The following is a 20,812-nucleotide window of genomic DNA, read 5'->3' on the forward strand; positions in this document are numbered from 1 at the left end:
ATTAAAAACGCCACAATTTTCCGCCGCAGAACGTCATGGCAACGCGGCCTTTGAGCTGCTTCTTCATGAAGCAGGAATTTCTCGATTTGGAACGAAGCTCTTCCGGCAGCACGGTCCATCCCCGCTCCAGGTCCACAAGCGTCAGGTTGGCCGTCATGCCTTCGCGGACCCCGCCGAAGTCGGACTGGATGCCCAGGATTTCCGCCGGACGCGTGGACATCATCCGCACGATTTCCTTCAAGGTCCATTTTTCCTCGTGATAAAGCGTGGTGAGGACCACTCCAAGCGCGGTCTCGAGACCGATCGTGCCGAACGGCGCTTCGTCGAACTGCGCCATTTTTTCTTCCTGCGTGTGTGGCGCATGATCGGTGGAGATGCAGTCGATGGTGCCGTCTTTCAGCGCCTTGCGGATGACCTTCACGTCTTCTTCGGTCCGGAGCGGCGGATACATTTTGCAGTTCGTATTATAGCCCTCAAGCTCCTCGTCCGTGAGCGTTAAATTATGCGGCGTGACTTCGGTCGTCACCGGGATGCCTTCGGACTTGGCCCGCCGGATCAACTCCACGGAGCGGGCCGTGGAGACGTGACAGACGTGAAGACGAGCGCCGGTGTAACGCGCGAGCTCGATGTCGCGCGCCACGGCAATCTCTTCGCTGGCCGGCGGAATCCCGCGCAGCCCGAGCTTCGTCGAGCTCAGGCCTTCGTTCATGACGCCTTTGGCCGAAAGCCGGCGGTCTTCGCAGTGGCTCATGACGATGAGGCCCAGCATCGACGCGTATTCCATGGCCCGGCGCATGAGGAGCGAGTCCGCGACCCAGTCGCCGTCGTCGGTGACCGCCACGATGCCGGCGCGCTTTAAATCCGCCATTTCCGTCAGCTCTTTTCCGAGGCGGCCCTTGCTGATCGTGCCCGAAGGAAAGATGTGATACCCGACTTCGCGGGCCTTGCGCAGGATGTTATCCACCACGCTTTGCTGGTCGCAGGGCGGATCCGTGTTCGGCATGGAAACCGATGCGACATAACCGCCTTTCAGCGCGGCCATGGCTCCGGTTTGAATGGTTTCCTTGGCCTCAAAACCCGGCTCGCGGAAATGGGTGTGGAGGTCGATGAAGCCGGGAAACAAATGCTGCCCTTTGCCCTCGATCACTTCCGCCCCTTGGGCTTCGAGCGTCTTGGCGATCTTCACAATCTTTCCATTTTGGACCTGGATGTCCATCACGCCATCAAGTTTGGAAGCGGGATCCACCACGTGAGCGCCCCGGATCAGGAAGTTCATGCGGCCTCCTTAACGACGGGCTCAGCCGAAGCACCGCAGATCAGGTAGAGAATGGCCATGCGGACGGAAAGGCCGTTCGTGACCTGGTCCAGAATCACTGAATACGGCCCGTCCACAACCTCGCTTGTGATTTCGATACCACGGTTCACGGGGCCCGGATGCATGATCAGAACGTCGGGCTTGGCTTTCTTCAAAATCTCGCTGCTGATTTGATAGGCGGTCACGTATTCCCGGATGCTCGGGAAATAGGATTCCTCCTGGCGCTCGAGCTGGATCCGAAGCAGGTTGATCACGTCCGCGTCTTTGACCGCTTCCTGCAGGTTGGTCGTCGCGCGCACGCCGAGTTTTTCCACGTCGCGCGGCAGAAGTGTCTTCGGCGCGCAGACCGTGACTTCCGCGCCCAGCTTCGTGAGCCCCCAGATGTTGGAGCGCGCGACCCGGCTGTGCAGAATGTCGCCGATGAAGCTGATGCGGATGCCTTTGATTTTCTTTTTCTTTTCGAGCACGGTGAACATGTCGATCAGCGCCTGCGACGGATGCTCGTTGATGCCGTCTCCAGCGTTGATCACGTTCGCCTTGAGGTAATTGGCGATGCGGTGCGGCGCGCCGGAAGAAGGATGGCGCATGATAATGACGTCCACTTTAAGCGCTTCGATGTTTTTCGCGGCATCTTTCAGCGTCTCGCCTTTCACGAAGCTGGACGTCTGCGCCGCGATGTGCAGCGTGTCCGCGCTGAGGCGTTTTTCCGCCAGCTCAAACGAGATGCGGGTCCGCGTGCTCGGCTCAAAGAACAGATTGGCGATCGTTTTGCCCTGGAGCGCCGGCACCTTCTTGACCGAGCGCAGAGAAACTTCCTGGAAGGATTTCGCCGTGTCCAAGATGAGCTGGATCTCCGCGGCGCTCAGATCGCGCAGTCCGAGCAGGTCTTTTCTCTCCCATTTTTTCATGGTCATGCCTCTTTGCTCCTGACGATCACGTCGTCCAAGCCGTCCTTTTCACGCAGATGCAGGATCACTTCCTGCTCGCGCGAGGTCGGGATGTTTTTCCCCACGTAATCCGCCTTGATCGGCAGCTCGCGGTGCCCGCGGTCGATGAGAGCCGCAAGCTGGATGAGAAGAGGCCGCCCGTAATCGGTCAGCGCGTCGAGCGCGGCCCTGACGGTCCTGCCGGTATACAGCACGTCGTCCACCAGCACCACCTTTTGTCCGGTAATGTTGAAAGGAATTTCGGTTTGGCGCACTTCCGGGCGCGGGCCGATCTCCCGCAGGTCGTCACGGTAAAGGGTAATGTCCAGGAGGCCCAAGGGAAGCATCACGCCTTCGATGGTTTGAATCTGCTTTTGAAGGCGCTCGGCCAAGTGGACGCCGCGGGTGCGGATCCCGACGAGGGCCAGGTCCTGGGTGCCGTGATGGAATTCCAGGATTTCGTGGGCGATGCGGATGATGGCCCGCTGGATGCCTTCCGCGTCGAGAACAACTTTTTCAGTGGCGCTCATGGCTCACCCGCGGGCAAAAAAAAACCCCGCCCCGGCTGGGGAAGGGTTGAAGAGAAATTAAGTTTAAAGACTTCACTTAAGACTCCTTTTTTGATGTCTCAGCATCAATTTAAAAGGATTTCGACTGCCAAAATTTGTCGAAGTTTAGACAGTTTTGGGCAGGGTGTCAAGAAAGAATTGGGGCCCTCTCTATAAGCCGAGTTCTGTCCACCGGATATGACTCCGGATGGATGATCATCTATCTAGGACCTTGATTGCTCAAGGCCTCCTGCGGCCTACCCTGTGAAGCGCTGCCTTGCGGCGGCTGGAAGCGGGAACTTCCCCCGAAGGACTTCACTCTATTTGGCCTTTCTTCTCGTAGAGATTGCCGCGTTTCACCCCCGGGCACTTTCGCGCCCGAGACTCGTCTCTGTGGCTCTGATCCGTCCCCCGCCGTAAAAGGCGTTGGAGATGGGCGTTACCCATTACGATTCCCTGCGAAGCTCGGACTTTCCTCTCCGTTCCTTAGCCGAAAAAAAGCAACTCAAGACGACGACGAGTATTCGGCAGCGGTTTTCGGAGCGATCATCCGAGAGGGCCCCAATGTCAAAAAGCTAATCTAATCTTAAAGGAAAAAAAGGACGGGTTCAAGACGGGAAAAATCAGGGCTCAGCTTCTCAGGCTGCGGGAGCGGCCGTCTCCAGCTCTTTGAGCTGGGTATTCGAAAAATTCGCCCACACCAGGTCGGGATGCTTTTGGGCGATTTCCTGATAATACTTGCGGGCATCGTCTTTCTTGCCCAGGGCCTGATAGCTTTTAGCCATGTAATACTCGGCGATCACCGCGAGATTTCCCTCGGGGTTTTCGTCCCGGTAGGCCTGGTATTTCTCAATGGCCTTTTCGTATTGCCCTTTGCTATAAAGCCGTTCGGCTTCGGAGTAATTCCCGAAATAGAAGTTTTGCGCTTTGTGGGCGCAGGCAGCGGAGGAGGTCAGGAAGAACACTCCCAGGAGTAAAATTGCGTAACGTCGCATGCTGCCTGCCTTTCAGAGGATTTTTGAGGATTCAGTCTACTTGCCGAGGGGGGAATGTCAAGACAAAACCGCACTGGCCAGTCCAAGGGAGAAGGCGGCCAGTGCGGTTTTGTCTCGGTAAAACTTAGATCACGTACACCATTTCAGCTGAAATGGTCTGCATATCATTATTGGTGCCACCGCCGTACGGAGCCGGATCCTGCGCATGATCATAGCGGTATTCCGCGCGGGACAGGAGGTTGTCGCTCAGCTTGCGCTCATACGTAATCGTATGGCCCCAAAGCTTGCTGCTGATGCCCGAAATGAACGCGTCCGAATCGTGGAAAATCTCGAAACGATAAGCGAGCGCATCCTTCGGCGTAAGCTGGTAACGGCCGTAGAAGTTGTTCGAAACCCACGTGGCCTCGTCCGTAAGTGTCGCGCCGGCGATCTGATTGCCGATGTTGAGTTCGTACATGAACGCGAGCTTGTCCGTGGCTTCGAACTTCACCACGTTGCTGGAGAGAAAACGCGCTCCGCCAACACCATAACCTGTAGACGCATTTTCATTCCCCCAATAAAGGGAGTGGAAAACCGAGACCTTTTCGATGGGGCTGTAGCCGAGACCAAACTCCCAGGTCTTGGCGCTGTTGTTATCCACCGCGTTGCCCCAGCCGTTATTGACGCCGGCATAGACATCGAAGAAATCTTTCCACAGTTTAAAGTTGGTACGAACGCCCGTATGGACGAAAGGAATCGCCAGACCGAACGCGAACGAACGGCTGAGGTTCCAGTTGTCCTGCGGCTCGATCACTTCAGCACCCGCCAGCGTCACGAAACGGCCGGCCTTCAGGCTTACGGAGCTGGGAAGAACTTCGTTGCCTTCCCAAAAGCTGAGAGGCTGGACATATTCCAGATAGCCCTGCTGAAGATCGATGTTGTCTCCGGCAAAACCGTCGGCAGCAACCACGCCGGCATCTTCGCCCATGGACAGGTCCACGCGGAAGCCCGCGCCGCCTTCGGGATTGGCGTCATGACGGAAATTGAGCTCCGCCTGATTGAGGGTGAAGGACTGGCGGTCGGTATCAAAAATACGGCCCGTATTGCCGCCCGTGATCGCATTGTCTCTGCGCGTCAGGTTCTGGTTATACTGCACGTCGATTTGTCCGCCGACCTGAATATCTTCGGCAGCTTTCAAGAGCCCGTTGCCCTGCGCGGCAGCCGGAGCCACGTAGCCGGACTGCTGAGCACCCACGGAGCCGCTGGCAATGGCATCCGAAAGTTTCTTTTCAACATCAGCAAGCTGCTGATTGAGCGTGCGGATCTGATCCTGCATCGCGTTGAAAGCTCCATCATCAGCGAATGACGTACCCGTTACGGAAAAGAGCACCGCTAAGAACAGCGCTCCTGCTTTTATCCTCGTCATAGTTCCTCCCTTTTGGGTGATGTTAAAAAAGAAAACTTTAAAGTTGTTTCCCATTTTACAAATTACGTGCCAACGTTTTCAGCGTTGAACGTGGATAGAATATTAGGAAAATTAAAAAATTTAAAGTTTTTTTTGTACAGAAATGTACTACAGACACAAAAATGTTGTCGGGCCGAATGGAAAACCAGCTCTGTTAGATTCGGCTTTTCGCGAAAAATCCTGAAGTTTTTTTTGCATCGATCTAGACTCGTCTTGACGGGTGTGGGTTTTCGCCGGACCCGGCTTCCTTATAAAGGAGCCTCACAGGAGGTTCAGAGCGGAGGGTTTAAGTTCAGACAGGAATAAGTATTGGGCCTGCCTGGACTTGAACCAGGGACCAAGCGATTATGAGTCGCCTGCTCTAACCAGACTGAGCTACAGGCCCGGAATAAAAAAAGGGATGAAAAAAAGAGACGGGTGGATTCTAAGGAGTTGCGCGATTGATTGCAATATCAATAGAAGAGACGGGACCGCGCGGCCCCGGAGAGAAATCTTAATCGCTGAGCTTGAGCTCAAGGAAGTTTTTCAACTTCCGGGCGCGCGTCGGATGACGCAGTTTACGGAGGGCTTTGGCCTCGATCTGGCGGACGCGCTCGCGCGTCACGTTGAAGATCTGGCCCACTTCTTCGAGCGTGCGGGGATAACCGTCGCCGATGCCGAAGCGGAGGCGGAGAACTTTCTCTTCACGCTCCGTCAGCGTCATGAGCACGTCGTCCATCTGCTCTTTGAGCATGGTGTAAGCCGTGGCATTCGCAGGCGAAACCGCGGATTTGTCTTCGATGAAGTCGCCGAAGCTGGTATCGCCTTCGTCGCCGATCGGCGTCTGCAGGCTGATGGGCTCCTGAGCGATCTTCAAGATGCCCTTCACCTTTTCGACGGGCATCTTCATCACGCGCGCCACTTCTTCCGGCGTGGGCTCACGGCCCGTTTCCTGCACCAGGTGGCGCGACGCGCGGAAAAATTTGTTGATGGTCTCGATCATGTGCACCGGGATGCGGATCGTGCGCGCCTGGTCAGCGATCGAGCGCGTGATAGCCTGACGGATCCACCAGGTAGCATACGTTGAAAACTTATAGCCGCGCTTGTATTCGAACTTGTCCACGGCCTTCATCAGGCCGATGTTGCCTTCCTGGATCAAGTCGAGGAAGGACAAGCCGCGGTTGGTGTATTTTTTCGCGATACTGACGACAAGACGCAGGTTCGCGGCAACGAGGGCTTTCTTCGACTTGGAAAGCTCCTTCTCTTTTTTCTGGATGATCTTGAAGCGCTCGAGGAGTTTCTTCTCAGGCTCGCCCAGTTCTTTCAGGATGCGGCGGTCTTCCTCTTCAATTTTGCCGATCTCGCCGCGCACGTTTTTTTTGCGGAGCTTCGCGATTTCTTCTTCATGGCGGCGCAGGGTCGCGAGCTTTTCGCGGACGTTCGCGATGCACTGTTCGATGATCGCAATGTTCAGCTTGAGATCGGAAAGGATCGGCGCCAGCCCCGCGTTGGTCTTCATGGACTGGAGTTTACGCGCGAGGTTTTTGAGCTTCTTCTTGGTCAGCTCAATCTTGGCTTCCTGGTCCGTTTCGATCATGGATTCCAGGTTGACTTCGTCGGTCAGAATTTTCTGGATGAGTTCGAGCACTTCGAACTTCGCAGCCTTGGTTTCGAAAAAGGCGAGCATGACTTCCTGCTCCGCGTCTTCGATTTTTTTCGCGAGCGCGATTTCCTCGTCACGCGTCAAAAGAGGAATCTGCCCCATCTGGCGCAGGTACATGCGGACGGGATCGTCCATGCGGACGCGGCCGTAATCTTCCGAGATGACCTCTTTGCCTTCTTTTTCTTCCTTGTCCTCTTTGTCGTCCTTGTCGTCATGCATGCTCTTGTCGCGCATGTCGGAGCTGCGGCTGCCATTGTCGGCGCGTCCGCCTTCGGGCTTCGACGTGACCGTAATCTCATTGTCCTTCAGCACGGCGGTGATTTCTTTCATGATGCGGGGCTTGGAAAGGTCCTGCGGAACGAGCTTTTGGATCTGCTGTTCCGTCAAGTGGCCCTGCTTTTTGCCCAAGGCCAGCAGCTTGTCGACAGTCGTGCTCTGGAGCTTCTTCAGCTTCACGGCCATTTCCCCTTTGGACAGCTTGGCTTCCGGCTTCGACGACAGGGCCGAAGCAGAGGACGGACGGGCCTGCCTTTTGGCTTTAACAGCCGGGCGAGCCTGCGCAGAGTTGGGCTTGGAGAAAGATTTTGATTTTTTCATAAAGTTGCTATTATAGCAATGGAAACGAAAGATGCCAGGGAAACTTTTTATTTTCTTATCTCGTTTGCTGTAAAAGGGTTTGATACTCCTTGGTACAGGCCAGAACGCGCTGCTGGTCCCCCTTTTTCTCCGCTTCGACGATTTCCCGCCGCAAGTGTTCCATTTTCCGGGCCGCCGTCTTCTTTTTGATGGAGCGCAGGCAATCCTGGAGCGCCTTTTCTTTTTCCGCATCGCTCCATTCCGCCGAGGCCACTTCCGTAAATTTGCGGCGTGTTTCCGGATCTTCCAGGCGCGTGAGGATTTGCGGGAGCGAAAGATGCTGTCTGCTCGAAAGAGCTCCCGTGATTTGGCGGAAAAGGGCGCGGGAAGCCTCGCTGCCGAAATCCTCTTCCGAGAGTTCTGCCGCGGCGGCAGGCGCGTCTGCGGGATTTTCGAAAAGCAGCGCCAAAAGCATCATCTCGTCGTTTGCCAGCACCGTAACCGGCCTTGCCGGAACTTCCGCGGCGGGCTTCTTGCCCTGGAATGCCGGCGTGGTTTTATTTTTTAATTTTCTCAATTCCGTGCGGAGGGAATTTTCGTCCACACCCAGCGCTTCTGAAAGCCGCCTGAAGTAACGGTCGAGCAGAATCGTGTTCTGCACTTTGAGAAGCGTTTCGAGGCATTCGTTGATGATTTTGACGAGCCCCATGGAATCGGAACGGTTGTAGCGGCGCATGAGGACGGACAATTTGTAATCAAAGAAATCCTGAGCGGAATCGACAAGCTTCTGAAAGGCCTCTTTGCCGAACTGCTTGAGATAATCGTCCGGGTCGTGGCCTTCCGGCATGCGCACGAGCTTCACGTTCATGCCGCCTTCCAGCATGACTTCCAGCCCTCGCAGCGAAGCGGCTTCCCCGGCCTTGTCACCGTCATAGACCACGACCACTTCTTCGCAAAAGCGTTTGAGAATCGTCACATGGTCTTCGGTCAATGACGTGCCGAGCGTGGCGACGGACGCCTTGAAGCCTTCTTCGTAGAGCCGCAGGAAATCGAGATAGCCTTCGCATACGAAGATGCGCGGAAAATCGCGGTCGGTAAAACGCTTGGCAAGATGCAGCCCGAACAATTCGCGCCTTTTCTGAAAGACGGGATTCTCGGGCGAATTCAGATATTTGGGGCCGTCTTCGCCGGCAAGGACGCGCCCGCCGAAGGCGATGATCTTGCCCTGCAGGTTGTGAATGGGAAACATCAGGCGCCCGCGGAAAACGTCGTAGCACGTCCCCTTTTCCGACTTGTTGATCAAGCGGCTTTTGAGCAGCAAGGATTCGGGCACGCCTTTTCGAGCGAGATATTCATACAATCCTTTCCAGCCCGCGGCCGCCCAGCCCAGGCCGAATTCCTGCGCGGATTCGAGGCGGAATCCCCGTTTGACGAGATAATCCCGCGCCGCCTTTCCTTCCTGCGGGTGCTGAAACAGCTTTCGATAATAGTCCGCGGCCAGCCCGTAGATCTCGTAAATCTTCTCGTTTTCCGAGCGGTCTTTTCTCTCGTGGGAAGTGCCTCTTTCGGGCAGCGTGATGTTCGCCCTCTCGGCCAGGCGCCGCAAAGCCTCGGGAAAGCTCAGGTTTTCGTACTGCATCAGAAAACCGAAGACGTTGCCGCCCGCGCCGCAGCCGAAGCAATGATAAATCTGTTTTTCGGAGTTCACCATGAAAGACGGCGTCTTTTCCTGATGGAAGGGGCAGCAGGCCTTGAAATTGCGTCCGGATTTTTTGAGCGGCACGTACTGGCCGATGACGTCCACGATGTTGCTGACGCCCTGCACCTGGTCGATGACGTTGTCTTCGTAGCGCATGGGTTATTTGTCTTCCTTCATGGCCTCGACGGGCTTATAGATCATGTCATGAATCTTTGGGGCGAGCTCCGCCACGTATTTTCCCGAATACGACGTCCCGGCCGGCGTCAGAGGCTTTTTCAAATGCGGAAACGGCAGCAGCAGGATGGCCTGGCAAAAAAGGCTGAAGATCATGAGAAGATGAACGCCGCCCAAAAGCGCTCCGCCCGCGAGCTTGACCGGCGCGGGCATCTGGGTATGGAAAAATTTGCTGAGATATTTATAAAGGAAAGCCAGCGGCACCCAGACCATCAGGATGGCGACGATAAAGCAAACGCCGGGCACGTATTCGGGGGGGAACACGCCTTGGGAATGATGGAGGACAAAGTCGGCTAATTTGTCGTAATGGCCGAGAACGACAAAAATCACAATCATGATCTGGGCGATTTCCGCGATCTCGGCGATAAAACCGTTCTGCAGGCCGTAGATGATTCCCAGAATGATGAAGAGAGCCGCAAACCAATCGACCCATTGCACATGATCGAGAACGACTTTCAGCGCGACGTTCTGCGTGATCTTGTCGAAAAATTGAAAAACGGATTCCAGCATTTTGGCCTCGTCTCAGGTTAAAGGGCGTCGCCGCAGCGGCGCCCCAAAAAGGAATCGGCTTCGAGATCGAGCAGCTCCACAGGAACGATGCTGCCCACGTTCTCTTCCCGGCCCTGAAAAAAAACTTTCAGATAATGCGGGGTCAGGCCCTGAACAAGACCGCCCGCAGCCTTTTTTTCCACGAGCACGGGAAAAGTTCTTCCGACGTACGCCAGCCTTTCCCGGCGGCCCAGCTCCTCGCCAAGCGCGATCAGGAATTTCACCCGTTCGTGCACCGTGGCGGGCGGCAGGTCGGAATAGGCCGCGGCCCGCGTGCCGTCGCGGCGGCTGTAGGGAAACACGTGACACTTGAGCGGCCTGACGTCACGCAGAAGCGCGCGCGTGTTCTCAAAAGATTCTTCAGTTTCCCCGGGAAAACCGGCCATGACGTCCAGCGTCAGTGAAAAATCCGTCAGCTTCGCCTTCAATTCGCGCACGAGATCGATATAAAAATCGCGGCCGTATCGGCGGTTCATGCCGGCAAGCACCGCGTCATCGCCGCTTTGGAGCGGAATGTGGAGATGAGGGCAGCATTTCGGAAGCGCGCGCAGGGTTTCGATGAGCTCGGGCCTGACATCCGTCGGTTCGATGGAGCTGAGCCGCAGCCTCTCGATGCCTTCGATTTCCGAGCACTCTTCGAGCACTTCGCACAAAGCGTTCTGCTTGCCCTGATCAAGGCCGTAAGCGCCGAGCTGGATGCCCGCGAAAACGATTTCGCGGTAGCCCGCATCGCGCAGGCGCCGCGCCTCTTCCACCACGTCGGCAAGCTCGCGGCTGCGCGAACGGCCGCGCACGAGCACGACCTTGCAGAAAGAGCATGCATGATTGCATCCGTCCTGGATTTTGAGAAAGGCGCGGCCCTTGCCCTGGAATGAGGAGATCTTGAGAGGCGTGAACGTTCGCCGCTTCAAACGGACGGCTTCGGCGTCCTGCGCCGCGGGCGCGCCGCAGCCGGCGGAAAGCCGGTCCGCGATTTCGTCTTTGTCGTAATTCGAAAGCACGAGATCGACTTCCGGCATCGCTTCGATCTCGGAGCGGTTTTTTTCCACGTAGCAGCCGGTGACGACGATCCGGGCTTCCGGATTTTCCCGCCGCATGCGGCGGATCCAGTACCGGTTTTCGCGGTCCGCTCCGGAGGTCACGGTGCAGGTATTGATCACCACGAAATCGCAGCCGCTTTCCTGCGTCTCAAGGAAGCCGCGCGCGTCGAGGGCTTCGCGCATGCCCTGGGTCTCGTATTGGTTGACCTTGCAGCCGAGCGTGACGAATTTGACTCTTTTCGATGTCGGGATCATGAATCCTTTTCTTCTTGGGCCCCGGAACTCAGCACGAGCCTGAGCGCCGCGGCCGCGGCAATAAAGGCTGTGTCGCTTTTCAAAATCGTATCCCCAAGGCCCACCATCGCGAAAATCCAGCCCCGGTTTTGGGCCTCGCGCTCCAGGCGCGAAACCTCTTTTTCCGAAAATCCGCCTTCCGGCCCCAGGAAAAGATGCAGGGGTCCGCCGTCTTGATCCTCGCGATAGGCATCGAGCCAGCGGCGGAAAGGGACGGCCTTTTTATGGGGATGAAACAAGAGAACGATTCCGCCGGCCGGGATCAGGCGTTCCGCCTCTTCCAGCGTGACCGGTGGTTTTATTTCGGTAAGCCGCAGGACTCCGGATTGCTTGGCCGCTTCGGCGGCTATTTTATGCCATCGCGCCAGTTTTGAGGACTTCTTTTTTTCCTCGATTTTGACGACGGTGCGTTCGCTGTGGAGCGGGACGAGTTCCTGGACGCCGAGCTCCTGCGCCTTCTGGATGATGTCTTCGAATTTGTCATGGCGAGGAAGCGCTTGGAACACTTTGAGGACGGGGTGAAGTCCGTCGGAAACGGCCAGAGATTTTTCCACGACCAGCCGGGCGCTGCCGTCCGGCGGGAAAACCTCGACGCGGGCCACAGCCTCTTTTCCCGTGCCGTCCGCCACGAGGCAGGAATCTCCCTCTTTGAGACGGATGATGGTTTTGAGATGGCGGGCTTCGTCAGGCGGAATAGAGAAAGACGCCCCGCTGGCGGGTAAGGGAGCGGAAGAAAAAAAACGACGCAAGCGCCGTTTCGACTTCATGGGGAATGCTTTCCGAAATCACGAGCAGCTTGTTGAAAATCGAAGAGCGGGAAGCTCAGGCTTTTTTGGCCGGTTCTTTACCCGGCGCTGCGCCCTGTCCTTCGGCCGCGGCTTTGGGCTTTTTAGTGCGGACGAGATTGGCGGCCTGCGGGCCCCGTTCACCCTCAACGACATCAAAGGTAACTTCTTCGCCCTGCTCTAAGGTTTTGTAACCTTCGGACTGGATGGCGGAATAATGAATGAAGATGTCCTTATCGCCGCCATCTTTTTCCAGAAATCCGTACCCCTTCACATTGGAGAACCACTTCACTTTACCTTTTTCCGGCATTACTTCCTCCCTGTGTTGCCCGCGGCATGGCTAGCCGCCTTGGGTCCGGATTCAAAGCAAACCCGGAGAAACGATGTTAACGCTAAATCCCCGGGATTTCAAGCGCCAATCGGGTCGCTTATTTCACTTTGCTTTTTAAAATCAAACCCGGTTTAAAAACAACGACGCTTTTTTCAGGCACGGTCACTTCTTCGCCGGTCCGCGGATTGCGTCCCACGCGTCCCCGCCTGTTCTTCACCTTGAAGACGCCGAAGTTCCTGAGCTCGACGGTTTCACCGCGCTCGAGACTCTCGACGATCACGTCCAAAGTGCGCTGGACAATTTTTTTTACATCAATCTGGGTGAGATTGGTCTCATTCGAGACTTTCATCACGATATCTTTTTTTGTCACGCCTCACCTCCTGTTGGGCCCGGTATTTTCTGCATCCTTAAATGTTTGCTAATATTGCAGATGCGCAAAAAAGCTAACAGATGCGCCGGGGTGTGTCAAGAAATTTCGAGATATAACTTATGGTACGGCACTAAGTTATATAAATTGAGGAGAACTTTTGGGAAGGCCTGAAGCGGGAAATTGCTTTTCGTAAGTCATTATTCTATCTAATCTTAACTGCACCTTCACCCACCAGGCGATGCAGTTCTGTGAACAGTTCCTCGGAGGTTTCGACCTTCAGTTCTTCGCCCGAATGAAGAACCGCCATTTGTCCCTTGGGATCGCGGAACCGCAAGTATACCGGTGTCATGCCTTTATGGCGCATGAGAAGGAGTTTGATGTCTTTCAGCGTCTCGGGTTCGAGTCCCGTCGTCACCAAATCGATGGAAACCATTTTCGTGAAACGCTTTTGCACTTCGTTGAGCGAAACAATTTCTTCGGCAAGGATCTTGGGCGTATCGTCCCGCAGGTTGATCTTGCCCCGCACAAAAATCGCCGCGTCTTTATTGATGAGGCTCTGCGAATTTTTGTAAGTTTCGGGAAACACAACCACTTCGCAGGAACCGCTCAGATCCTGCATGTTCACGAATGCCATTTTGTCGCCCTTTTTCGTCAGGATTTCCTTGATGGAATCGACAATGCCGCCGAGCGTGACTTCTTCCTGGTCTTTGAACTGGCTCAGATTTTCCGTGGAAGCCGTCGCGTACGTGTCGAGCTGCTTCGCGTACTTCGAAAGCGGATGGGCGGTGACGTAAAAGCCCAGCAGTTCCCGTTCGTAGGCCAGCATCTGCGCTTCCGGCCATTCCGGAATGTCGGGCACGTCGTTCACCTGCTGTTCGAAATTCCCGTTTTCCTGCGCCCCGCCCGCCCCCGCCTGAAAAAAGGAAAGCTGGCCGAGAGTCTTGTCTTTTTGCGCGCTGGATCCCATTTGCAGGGCCCTGTCAATCAGCGCCATGAGCTGGGAACGTTTAAGCTTCCAGGCATCGAACGCGCCGGATTTGATCAGGCTTTCAAGCACCTTGCGGTTGCAGACGCGCAAATCGACGCGGCCCGTGAAATCAAAAAAGTTTTTGAACGGTCCGTCCTTTTCGCGGGCCGCGACGACGGAATCAATCGCGGTGGCGCCCACGTTCTTGACGGCCGCCAGCCCGAAGCGGATGTACGTCCCCGCGCAGGTGAATTCCGACCGGCTTTCATTCACCGACGGCGGCAGCACGCTGATGCCCATTTTTTTACATTCCTCGATATAGCGCACGACCTTGTCCGTGTTGCCCATTTCCGAAGTAAGCAGCGCGGTCATGAATTCCACGGGATAATGCGCCTTGAGGTACGCGGTCTGGTAAGAAATCAGCGCATACGCCGTCGAGTGGGATTTGTTGAAGCCGTAACCGGAAAAGTAATCGATCAGGTTCCAGATTTTTTCCGCGATAGGTTTTTTGACGTCATGCTTCATCGCGCCTTCCAAAAAACCCTGTTTTTCCTTTTCCATGACCTCGGGAATCTTCTTACCGATGGCGCGGCGCAGGCTGTCGGCTTGCGCCAGCGAGAACCCGGCCATGTCGCTCACGATTTTCATGACCTGTTCCTGGTAAAGGATGACGCCGTAGGTCTCTTTCAGCGCGGACTCGAGAAGCGGATGGTCGTATTTGATGAGCGACGGCTTGTGCATGCGCTGGATGAAATCGTCCACCATGCCGCTGCCCAGAGGACCGGGACGGTAGAGCGCCAAAAGCGCAACGATATGATCGAAGCAGGACGGCTTCATTTTTTTGAGCAGATCGCGCATGCCTGAACTTTCAAGCTGGAACACGCCCGCGGAAGTCGCCCGGCACAGCATCTCGTAGGTTTCCTTGTCGTCCCAGGAAAGCTCTTCGATCTTGAGCTCGATGCCGCGGGTCCTTTTCAAAATCTTGATGGTCTGGTCGATCATGGTCAGCGTTTTCAGGCCGAGGAAGTCCATTTTGAGCAGGCCGATCTTTTCCAGATCTTTCATCGTGAATTGCGTGGAGACCTGCTCGTTGGCCTTGAAAAGCGGCACGTATTCGGTCAGGGGCCGGTCCGAGATGACGACGCCGGCCGCATGAGTCGACGCATGGCGGGCCAGGCCTTCGAGAGCCTTGGAGGTTTCGATCAGCTGATTCACGCGGCTGTCGGTTTCCATGAGCTCTTTGAGCTTGGGTTCTTTCTGGATGGCCTGGTTCAGCGTGATGTTGAGTTCCATGGGGATGAGCTTCGCGATCTTGTCCGTATCGGGAAAAGAAAATCCCATCACGCGGCCCACGTCGCGGACGGCAGCTTTTGCCGCCATGGTTCCGAACGTGATGATCTGCGCGACGTTGTCCGAGCCGTAACGGCGGCGCACGTAGTCGATGACCTCGTCGCGGCGCTCGTAGCAGAAGTCGATGTCGATATCGGGCATGCTGACGCGGTCGGGATTCAGGAAGCGCTCGAAGATCAGCCCGTTCTGGATGGGATCGACGTCCGTAATGCCGAGCACGTAGGCCACGAGGCTTCCCGCGGCCGATCCGCGGCCCGGGCCCACGGGAATGCCGTGATCTTTGGCGAAACGGATAAAGTCCCACACGATCAGGAAGTAGCCCGTATAGCCCATCTTGTTGATGACGCCCAGCTCATAGACCAGGCGGGCTTCATAACCGTCCGGGATTTTGCCGCCCGTGCGTTTGACGAGAAATTCCGCGCACAGTTCCTTTAAATAGCCTTCCAGCGTCTTTCCGTCCGGCGGCTGGAAATGCGGCAGGTGGATTTTTTTGAAATCCAGCTCCAGGTTGCAGCGGTTGGCGATCTCGACCGTGTTCCTCAGCGCTTCGGGCATGTCCTTGAACAGCTTTTCCATTTCCTGTTCGGTTTTCAGGTAATACTGGTCGCCGGGATAGCGGAAACGGTTCGGCTCTTCGAGCGTGGCGCCGATGCCGATGCAGATCAGCGCGTCGTGGGCGCCGGCATCCTGGCGGTTGACGTAGTGGACTTCGTTGGTGGCCACAATGCCGATCTCCATGGCCTTGGATAATTTCTGGTAGGCGGGCGCGAGCCGGAGCTCCGGGTCGAGGTTGTGGTTCATGAGCTCGAGAAAGAAATTTTCTTTTCCGAAAATGTCGCGGTATTCGCCGATTGCACGCGCAGCCTCGTCCGGCTGCTCATGCAGCACATAATGCGCGATTTCGCCGCGCAGGCCGCCGCTTAAGCCGATGAGGCCTTTGGAATGCTGCGCGAGCACGTCCTTGTCAATGCGGGGGCGGTAGTAAAAGCCTTCGAGGTAACCAATGCTGGAAAGTTTGAGAAGGTTTTTATAGCCTTCCATGTCGCGCGCAAGAAGCGTCAGAAAAAAGGAAGCTTCCTTGATGCCGTGCGTCTGTTTTTCGAAGCGGGACCCGGGCGCGACGTAGCCCGCCATGCCGATGACAGGCTTGACGCCCTGCTTCATGCACTGCGAATAAAAGTCGATGGCGCCGAAGAGGTTGCCGTTGTCGGTCATGGCCAGCGCGGGAAATTTCAGCTCCACGGCGCGGTGGACGAGGTCCGAGACCTTGCAGGTGGAATCCAGGAGGCTGTATTGCGTGTGGCAGTTTAAATGGACGAAATTCGCGTGCGGCATAAAGCTCCGCTAAGGTCTGGATTTTTTGGAACTTACCTCAAGAGCCGGCGATTAGGATGGCCGGGGCTTACTCCCACTCGATCGTGGCCGGGGGTTTGCTCGAGATATCATAACACACCCGGTTGATGCCGCGCACCTCGTTGATGATGCCGTTGGAGATGCGGGTCAAGACGTTGTCCGGCAGGCGCGCCCAATCCGCGGTCATGCCGTCCAGCGAGGTCACGGCGCGGACGGCCGCGACGTTCTCATACGTGCGCTCGTCCCCCATCACGCCGACGCTCTTGATGGGAAGGAGGACAGCGAAAGCCTGCCAGGTCTTGCGGTAAAGCCCGGCACGCTTGATCTCGTCCATGACGATGCGGTCGGCCTGGCGCAGGACGTCGAGCCTTTCTTTCGTGACGTCACCGATGATGCGCACGGCAAGGCCGGGCCCGGGAAACGGCTGACGGTCCACGATTTCGGACTGCAGGCCGAGCGCGCGCCCGACTTCTCTCACTTCGTCTTTGAAGAGTTCGCGCAGCGGCTCGACAAGCTTGAACTTCATGTTGAGCGGAAGCCCGCCCACGTTGTGATGGCTCTTGATCATGCTGGTCGGGCCGCCGTGCACGGAAACGGATTCGATGACGTCCGGATACAACGTGCCCTGCGCGAGGAATGGCACCTTGCCCAGCTTCCTGGCTTCCTTCTGGAAAACCTCGATGAACACGCGGCCGATGATCTTGCGCTTTTTTTCCGGGTCTTCGATGCCTGCGAGTTCGTTCAAGAAAGGCTTGGTCGCGTCCACGAAATGCAGGTTCATCTTGAAATGCTTCTGGAACGTATCGCGCACGCGCTGGGCCTCGCCCATGCGCAAGAGGCCATTGTCCACGAAGATACAGGTCAGCTGCTTGCCGATGGCCTTGTGGATGAGCACCGCGGCGACAGAAGAATCCACGCCGCCGGAAAGGCCGAGCACCACGCGCTCCTTGCCTACCTGCTGGCGGATGCGCGCGACGGACGACTTGATAAATGATTCCGCGGTCCAATCGCCTTTGAATTTGCAGATGCGGAAAAGGAAATTGGCCAGGAGCTTGGAGCCGAGCGGCGTATGCACGACTTCGGGATGAAACTGAACGCCGTAAATCTTGCGCTGCGGGTTCGCGATGGCCGCGATCGGCGCGCTGGAGGTATGCGCGACGCGCACGAAATCCTTGGGAAGCCTGTCCAGCTTGTCGCCGTGGCTCATCCAGCAGGTCATCTTCTTCGGAAGCCCGTGGAAGAAATCTCCTTTGGAATCGATCGTGAGCTCGGCAAAACCGTATTCGCGCTTGGTCGACTTATGGACCTTCCCCTTCAACAGATGCGCGATGAGCTGCAGCCCGTAGCAAATGCCGAGGATCGGAATGCCGCCGTCAAAAATACGCGGGTCCGGCAGCGGCGCGTCCTTGGCATAAACGTTTGAAGGCGAGCCCGAAAGGATGATCGCGACGGGCTGATGGGAAAAGATCTGCTCGTACGAGGCGTGATACGGCAGGATGATGCAGAACACCTTGAGCTCGCGCACGCGGCGCGCAATGAGCTGGGTGTACTGCGAGCCAAAATCGAGGATGATCAGCGTCTGGTTCATCGATTCGGTAAAACTATTTGCCCATGCCCACGCGCTGCGCGGCCTGGAAGAGCTTGCCTTCGGTCCGGATCGCGGGGGCGATGACGATTTCGGTTAACTGCATTTCGCGGATATTGTGAGCGCCGACATTGCCCATGCACGTGCGAAGGGCGCCGACGAGGTTCTGCGTGCCGTCATCCAGTTTCGCAGGACCGTAAAGAATTTCTTCGAGCGAGCCCGTCGTGCCGACCCGGATGCGCGTCCCGCGCGGCAGGTTGGCGTGCGGCGTGGCCATGCCCCAGTGGAAACCCTTGCCCGGAGCTTCCTTGGCGCGCGCAAAAGCGGAACCGACCATGACGGCGTCCGCGCCGCAGGCGAACGATTTGCAGATGTCGCCGCCGGTGGACATACCGCCGTCACCGATGATAGCGACGTAGCGGCGGGTCTTTTTAAAGTAAACTTCGCGGGCCGCCGCGCAGTCCGCAATGGAAGTGACCTGCGGGATGCCGAGGCCGAGCACGCCGCGGGAAGTGCATGCGGAACCGGGCCCAAGGCCGACGAGAATGCCCGCGCAGCCCGTTTCCATGAGTTCCAACGCCACGGTATACGTCACGCAGTTCCCGAGGATGACGGGAATCTTCATATATTTGCAGAACTTCTTGAAATCGATCGTCTTGTAGGCCTTGGATTCGTGCTTGGTGGTGGTCACGGTGGACTGCACCACGAAGATGTCCGCGCCTGAGTCCATGGCGATCTTGCCGTACTCTTCCGCGCGCTGTGGAATGCTGCTTACGACGCACGGGACTTTCGCCTTTTTGATTTCCTTGATGCGCTTGGAGATCAGATCTTTTTTAATCGGCTCGACATAGAGCTTCTGCACGAGGCGCGTGGCTTCTTCCGGCGAGGCCTTGGCGATGTTCGCCAGAATTTTTTCGCAGTTCTCGTAGCGCACGTAAATGCCTTCGAGGTTCAGCACCGCGATGCCGCCGAGCTTGCCCATGGCGACCGCGAACTTGGGGTCCACGACGCCGTCCATGGCCGAAGCGAAGAAAGGAATTTCGAATTTGCGGTCTCCCAGCTTGAAGCTGATGTCCACTTCGTCGGGATTGATGGTGAGGTCCCCGGGGACAAGGGCGATTTCGTCAAACCCGTAAGCGCGGCGGGCTTTGCGGTCGCGGCCAATAAAGACAGACATGCCTTACTCCTTTTCTAAAATGGGTTGAAGCGTGTTGACGGGAGCATGCGGTTGAATGCGGGGGAGAAGGGCCCCGAAAACTTCAGAAACGGGGCTGCAAAAAGTGCTTTTTCGAACCGAAGGTGTTTCCATTGCCGTATATTACAGAAACACTTTTTGCGTGTCAATCCCGCAGACAAGCGGATTTCGGCCGGGTTCGAGCCCGCAGTTGAGACTTGAGACGGGAAGGTTTTCGTGCTAGCTTAGGCGCCTCGAAAGGTGGCTCATGCTCGACATTTTACGGAAAAATACCAAGTCCATCATCTGGGTCGTGGTCGGCTCGTTCGTCCTCTGGGGCGCTTTCTCCGTCGGTTCCCAGTTCAGCAAGAAAGGCCGTTACGCGGGCCAGGTCTTCGGCAAGTCCGTCAGTTTCCAGGAGTTCAATTCCTTTTTCCAGGCCGCCCAGACCTTCTCGTATTCCGAAGACCGCAGCCAGGATCCGGAGGTCCTCCGTCACAAGGCCTGGCAGAACCTCATTTATTCGCGCGAGGCCAAGCGCGAGCACATCAGCGTTTCCGATGATGAAGTGCGCCAGGAGCTCCAGCAGCTGCTCGCGGTGCACGGCCTGCAGAATCCTACCCCGCAGATGTACCGCCGCTGGCTCAAGGCCACGCTGCGCCTCGAGCCCCGTCAGTTCGAAAGCCAGCTGCGCGAAATGATCCGCGTCCAGAAACTGGTCAGCCGCGTCATGCAGCAGCCGGTCAAAGAGCCTTCGGAACAGGACCTGCACGACCTATACCTCATGGACGAGCAGCACCTGACGGGCGAAGCCGTTCTTTTCAACACGCTCGAAGAAGCCCAGACTTTCCAATCCCAGGCCGTGGACGAGACGGGCTGGCAGAAAGTCGTGAAGGACCATTCGTACGTCGTGGTGCCCGCCAAAAACCTGCCGCTCACCGAGCTCAACCGCCTGTGGCAGATTCCGAAAGAAAATGTCCTGGCGCTTTTCGCCCTTCCCAAAGGAAGCGTTTCCGATCCCCTTCCGGTGGAAGGCAAGTATGCGGTTTTCCTGGTTCAGGACAAAGTCGCCGTGGATCCTTCGGCCCTGACGCCGGAAAAGCAGGCCGAAACCAAAGAGAAGGCCCTGAAGATCCTGAAAAAGCAGGTTTTTTTCGCGTGGCACCTGAACCTCATGCAGCGGGCCAAGCTCCGGGATTTCGCTCACGACGAAACGGAATAACCGTTAAGTTCGCGTCCGCCGGGCCGATCTTAAACAAAAATTATTTATCCGATCTGCCAACGTTGAGGAGTCCTCATGAGACTATTCGCCCTTCTTCTCTGCGTCCTTCTAACTGTCGCGGGCTGCGGTAAAACCAAAGAAAACCATCCGGACAACGGCGTCAAGACCACGTACTTCTTCAAAGGCGGGCCCATGAAGTCCGAACAGACTTATAAAAACGGACAGCTGAACGGCGTGAGCACCACGTATTACAAATCGGGTGTCGTGCGAAGCGAGACGGAATACAAAGATGGGCAGATCCACGGGACCGTCAAGCGGTATGCGGTCAATGGACAATTGGCCGGAGAGGCCAAGTGGGAAAACGGCAAGCAGGTTTCTGAGAAACGTTACCAGTAGGGGGCAGCAAGCTTCGC

The 20,812-nt window shown here is 56.5% G+C and carries 16 protein-coding genes, 1 tRNA gene, 1 other RNA gene and 1 pseudogene; 2 read left to right on the plus strand and 17 right to left on the minus strand.

Annotation, left to right across the window (positions count from 1 at the left end):
• Nucleotide 1 precedes the first annotated feature (1 nt).
• From VL688_04300 to VL688_04380, 17 genes and pseudogenes are all read right to left on the minus strand, one after another.
• Nucleotides 2-1,276 carry a dihydroorotase gene (locus VL688_04300; GenBank protein ID HTL47266.1) on the minus strand — a complete coding sequence of 425 codons (1,275 nt, stop codon included), beginning with the start codon at nt 1,274-1,276 and terminating at the stop codon, nt 2-4.
• On the minus strand, nt 1,273-2,223 hold the full coding sequence (locus tag VL688_04305; GenBank protein HTL47267.1) for an aspartate carbamoyltransferase catalytic subunit: 951 nt from the start codon (nt 2,221-2,223) through the stop codon (nt 1,273-1,275). The genes VL688_04300 and VL688_04305 overlap by 4 nt, the downstream gene beginning before the upstream one ends.
• A gap of 2 nt (nt 2,224-2,225) precedes the next feature.
• On the minus strand, nt 2,226-2,771 hold the full coding sequence (pyrR, locus tag VL688_04310) for a bifunctional pyr operon transcriptional regulator/uracil phosphoribosyltransferase PyrR (GenBank protein HTL47268.1): 546 nt from the start codon (nt 2,769-2,771) through the stop codon (nt 2,226-2,228).
• Nucleotides 2,772-2,960: 189 nt separating this feature from the next.
• Nucleotides 2,961-3,342, minus strand: an RNA gene (gene rnpB, locus VL688_04315) — RNase P RNA component class A.
• Between the two features lie 85 nt (nt 3,343-3,427).
• On the minus strand, nt 3,428-3,784 hold the full coding sequence (locus VL688_04320) for a tetratricopeptide repeat protein (protein ID HTL47269.1): 357 nt from the start codon (nt 3,782-3,784) through the stop codon (nt 3,428-3,430).
• Between the two features lie 124 nt (nt 3,785-3,908).
• Entirely contained in the window at nt 3,909-5,099 is a 1,191-nt protein-coding gene (locus VL688_04325; protein ID HTL47270.1) for an outer membrane beta-barrel protein, read from the minus strand.
• Between the two features lie 439 nt (nt 5,100-5,538).
• Nucleotides 5,539-5,613, minus strand: a tRNA-Ile gene (locus VL688_04330).
• Between the two features lie 108 nt (nt 5,614-5,721).
• Nucleotides 5,722-7,467: an RNA polymerase sigma factor RpoD gene (gene rpoD / locus VL688_04335; protein ID HTL47271.1), complete on the minus strand. Its 1,746-nt coding sequence runs from the start codon at nt 7,465-7,467 to the stop codon at nt 5,722-5,724.
• 55 nt (nt 7,468-7,522) lie between these two features.
• Nucleotides 7,523-9,301, minus strand: a complete 1,779-nt coding sequence (dnaG, locus tag VL688_04340; protein HTL47272.1) for a DNA primase — start codon at nt 9,299-9,301, stop codon at nt 7,523-7,525.
• 3 nt (nt 9,302-9,304) lie between these two features.
• A complete protein-coding gene (locus tag VL688_04345) occupies nt 9,305-9,889 on the minus strand; it encodes a CvpA family protein (protein ID HTL47273.1) in 585 nt (194 codons plus the stop codon).
• Nucleotides 9,890-9,906: 17 nt separating this feature from the next.
• Nucleotides 9,907-11,223 carry a tRNA (N(6)-L-threonylcarbamoyladenosine(37)-C(2))-methylthiotransferase MtaB gene (mtaB, locus tag VL688_04350; GenBank protein HTL47274.1) on the minus strand — a complete coding sequence of 439 codons (1,317 nt, stop codon included), beginning with the start codon at nt 11,221-11,223 and terminating at the stop codon, nt 9,907-9,909.
• Entirely contained in the window at nt 11,220-12,029 is an 810-nt protein-coding gene (locus VL688_04355) for an RsmE family RNA methyltransferase (protein ID HTL47275.1), read from the minus strand. The genes mtaB and VL688_04355 overlap by 4 nt, the downstream gene beginning before the upstream one ends.
• Nucleotides 12,030-12,156: 127 nt before the next feature.
• A pseudogene (locus tag VL688_04360) lies at nt 12,157-12,357 on the minus strand (cold shock domain-containing protein).
• Between the two features lie 118 nt (nt 12,358-12,475).
• On the minus strand, nt 12,476-12,748 hold the full coding sequence (locus VL688_04365) for an HU family DNA-binding protein (protein ID HTL47276.1): 273 nt from the start codon (nt 12,746-12,748) through the stop codon (nt 12,476-12,478).
• Nucleotides 12,749-12,950: 202 nt separating this feature from the next.
• The gene (locus VL688_04370) at nt 12,951-16,400 is read right to left on the minus strand and encodes a DNA polymerase III subunit alpha (protein HTL47277.1); all 3,450 of its coding nucleotides are present in this window, start codon (nt 16,398-16,400) and stop codon (nt 12,951-12,953) included.
• 67 nt (nt 16,401-16,467) lie between these two features.
• Nucleotides 16,468-18,006 carry a glutamine-hydrolyzing GMP synthase gene (guaA, locus tag VL688_04375; protein ID HTL47278.1) on the minus strand — a complete coding sequence of 513 codons (1,539 nt, stop codon included), beginning with the start codon at nt 18,004-18,006 and terminating at the stop codon, nt 16,468-16,470.
• 13 nt (nt 18,007-18,019) lie between these two features.
• A complete protein-coding gene (locus VL688_04380; protein ID HTL47279.1) occupies nt 18,020-19,180 on the minus strand; it encodes a GuaB3 family IMP dehydrogenase-related protein in 1,161 nt (386 codons plus the stop codon).
• Nucleotides 19,181-19,445: 265 nt separating this feature from the next.
• Here VL688_04380 and VL688_04385 point away from each other — a divergent pair, with 265 nt between their 5' ends.
• Together VL688_04385 and VL688_04390 are read left to right on the plus strand one after the other, a co-directional pair.
• Nucleotides 19,446-20,399, plus strand: a complete 954-nt coding sequence (locus VL688_04385) for a peptidylprolyl isomerase (GenBank protein HTL47280.1) — start codon at nt 19,446-19,448, stop codon at nt 20,397-20,399.
• A 75-nt stretch (nt 20,400-20,474) separates the two neighbouring features.
• Nucleotides 20,475-20,795 (plus strand): hypothetical protein, encoded by a 321-nt coding sequence (locus VL688_04390; protein HTL47281.1) that lies wholly within the window; start codon nt 20,475-20,477, stop codon nt 20,793-20,795.
• Nucleotides 20,796-20,812 lie beyond the last annotated feature (17 nt).

This window comes from Verrucomicrobiia bacterium (genome assembly GCA_035495615.1).
Classification (GTDB): Bacteria; Omnitrophota; Omnitrophia; order Omnitrophales; family Aquincolibacteriaceae; genus DATJFP01.